2 protein-coding genes are annotated in these 1,477 nt (G+C 71.8%); both read left to right on the top strand.

The features are described 5' to 3' along the window. Window positions 1–165: 165 nt before the first annotated feature. Window positions 166–1,089 (top strand): LmeA family phospholipid-binding protein, encoded by a 924-nt coding sequence (locus tag E4099_RS31975; RefSeq protein WP_245245355.1) that lies wholly within the window; start codon window positions 166–168, stop codon window positions 1,087–1,089. Window positions 1,090–1,344: 255 nt separating this feature from the next. Beyond that, a complete protein-coding gene (locus E4099_RS35095; RefSeq protein ID WP_342451963.1) occupies window positions 1,345–1,455 on the top strand; it encodes a putative leader peptide in 111 nt (36 codons plus the stop codon). The last annotated feature ends 22 nt before the right edge of the window (window positions 1,456–1,477 follow it).

Genomic DNA, 1,477 nt, shown 5'->3' with positions numbered 1-1,477 from the left:
AATCTCCGCACGGCTCCCCGCCCGAGCCCCGCATGCGACATGCCCGTCGGAATGTCCCGGTCAGGCAACCTCCGTCCCGTACTCCGCCGGGTTCTCCGGTCGTCCGGTTAGGCTCGGCAGCCCCGGGCGGATCGCCCGGGCTGGCCTATTCGAATGGGGGACGGGATGACGGACGCGGCACACACCACCAATGAGGCGAACATGGCGGGCGGCACCGGCCCGGGCGGGTACGGGGTGCCCGGCACCGCCGGGCAGGGGTATCCAGGCGCCGACGGAATCAACGGTGGCGCCACCCATCCGATAGGCCCGCCGCCGTCGGACGCCCCGGCGTATCCCGGCGGGTACGCCCAGGAGGGGCACGGCGGCGGTCGGCCCCCGGCACCCCGGCGGCGGCGCCGAGGGCTGCGGAACACCGTGATCACCCTGGTGGTCCTCGGCGGGCTCTTCGTGGCCGCCGACCGGCTGGCCGTGAACTTCGCCGAGTCCCAGGCCGCCGACAAGATCAAGAGCGCCGAGGGGCTGACCATCGACCCCGAGGTCTCGATCAAGGGCTTCCCGTTCCTGACCCAGGCCCTGGGCAAGGAGCTGGACGAGGTCGAGGTCAACCTGGACGGGCTGACCACCGACGGCGGCAACGGCCAGCCGATCCGGCTCACCGAGCTGCGCGCGGTGCTGCACCAGGTCCGTATCGGCGGCGACTTCTCCTCCGCCACCGCGGACCGGGCCACCGGCCGGGCGCACATCAGCTACGCCGACCTCTCCGCGGCGGCCGGCGACGGCATCACCGTCTCGTACGCCGAGAAGAACGCGCAGGGCAACAGCCGGGTGAAGTTCAGCGGCAACTTCATGGGCTTCAGCCTGACCGCCTACGGCACGGTGACCGTGGTGGAGGGCAACACCATCCGGCTGCACCTGGACCAGATGCCCGAGGGCATCCCGCAGCGCTACGAGTCCACCGTGCGGGGGCGCACCGACCAGCAGTGGCGGATCTCCGACCTGCCGGAGGGGATCAAGCTGCAGGACGTCGAGTCCACCCCGGACGGAGTGGACATCTCGGTGGCGGGCAACAGCGTGCACCTGGTCGGCTGACCCGGACCCGAACGCCCGGCACCCAGCAGTTCCCCGCGCATCCCGCGCATCCCGCGCCGGAACGGGCCTGAGAGCCCCTCGTTCCATTCACTGAGACGGTCGCGTCCGTACGGTGGAGAACTCCAGCCGTACGGACCCGACGACCGGTCCGGCGCACCCCCTCCTCCCGCTTCTCGTCTCGAAATTCGGACGATCTCGTCTCGACATGCGGCACGCCGGTGACACGGCCGCCCCACCCTCCCTACGATCGGTGGCATGCAGAGCTGGACGAGCGGTCCCCAGCAGCGGGGACAGGCGGACCTCACGAAGCGGCGGGCGGTCGACCTGTGCCGCGTCGCCGCCATGCTCTGTCGCACCTCCGTCTGACCGGCCGGGCGCTCCCCCGCCC

The organism is Streptomyces palmae (assembly GCF_004684805.1).
GTDB lineage: Bacteria > Actinomycetota > Actinomycetes > Streptomycetales > Streptomycetaceae > Streptomyces > Streptomyces palmae.
The sequence above is the reverse complement of the archived record's forward strand: the minus strand, read 5'-3'. Positions and strand labels throughout refer to the sequence as shown.